Consider the following 1301-nt stretch of genomic DNA (forward strand, 5'->3'; position numbering starts at 1 on the left):
GAGCGTCGACATCGACCAGGCCCTCTGCGACGACCGCCCGGCCCGCGCGATGGTCACCCCCTCGCCGTCCGCCTCCCCCCTCCCCACCGGCTCCCTCAACATCCTCGTCCTCGGCTCCGACTCCCGAACGGGCAAGGAGAACAAGGAACTTGGCGGCGGCCCCGAGGGCGGCGCCCGCTCCGACACGGCGATGGTCGTCCACCTCGACGCGGGCCGTACGGCGGCCACCGTCGTCAGCATCCCCCGTGACACCCTCGTCACCCGGCCCTCCTGCCCTCGCGACTCCGGCGGGCCCACCCGGGTCGCCCACGGCGTCATGTTCAACACCGCGTACGAGATCGGCGGGCCCGTCTGCGCCGTCAAGACCGTCGAGCGGCTGACCGACGTCCGCATGGACCACTACATCGAGGTCGACTTCGCCGGGTTCGCGAAACTGGTCGACGCGCTCGGAGGCGTCACGGTCACAACGACCACCGACATCCACGACACCGACAGCCACCTCCAACTCGACGCCGGCACCCACCACTTGGACGGCAAAACCGCCCTCGCGTTCGCCCGCACCCGCCACGGCATCGGCGACGGCAGCGACCTGGGCCGCATAGCCCTCCAACAGACCCTCGTGAAAGCCCTGTTGACCCAGATCTCCCACCTGGACCTGCTGAGCAGCCCGACCAAGCTCTACCAGGTCGCCGACGCCGTAACCGGCAGCCTCACCACCGACACGGGCCTCAGCTCCCTCTCCGACCTCATGGAACTCGGCCAGAGCATCCGGGGATTGACCGTACGCAACCTCACGACCGTGATGATGCCGGTCGTCCCCGCCCCCTCCGACCCGAACCGCGTGGTGCCGAAGGAGCCGGCGGCGAGCGAACGGTGGGAGTCGCTCAAGTAGCGTCCAGCAGCAGGCCGTTCGCCAGCGCACGCAGCTGCGATCCGCACAGGGCCGGGGTTCGGGGCGGGGCGCTGTCCCGGGTCGTCAACGCGTACGCCCTCGTGGACGCGCTGGTGCGCAAACGGGTGCTGATCGCCGGGTTTGCGGTGTTCGGGGCGAGCCTCGGAGGCGGACGCCTGGACCTCGCGGGCGTGCTGCTGGTGACCAGGAGGGACGGGGATGCAGGTCCTCGGCTATGGCCCCACCGCCACCGGCGTGTCCTTCGTTCCCATGGGGAGCGCGGCGACGGAAGGGGTGCCCGCCGGGGAGACCGGCATGGCCTCCGAGCTCCTCAACAGTTCGCGGCAGGTGGGGCTGGCGGTGCTGGTGGGCGTGTCCGTGGGAGGGTTCGCTGCGGAGTACTGGGCAG

At 70.8% G+C, this 1301-nt stretch carries 1 protein-coding gene and 1 pseudogene; both read left to right on the plus strand.

Translation table 11 applies throughout. The annotated features are described in order from the left end of the window. On the plus strand, nucleotides 1–892 hold an 892-nt coding region (locus AOK24_RS43800; RefSeq protein WP_055725387.1), incomplete at its 5' end, for an LCP family protein. Nucleotides 893–1111: 219 nt separating this feature from the next. Beyond that, nucleotides 1112–1301: pseudogene (locus tag AOK24_RS43805) on the plus strand (hypothetical protein); the annotation flags it as partial.

The organism is Streptomyces niveiscabiei (assembly GCF_001419795.1).
GTDB classification, from domain to species: Bacteria; Actinomycetota; Actinomycetes; order Streptomycetales; family Streptomycetaceae; genus Streptomyces; species Streptomyces niveiscabiei.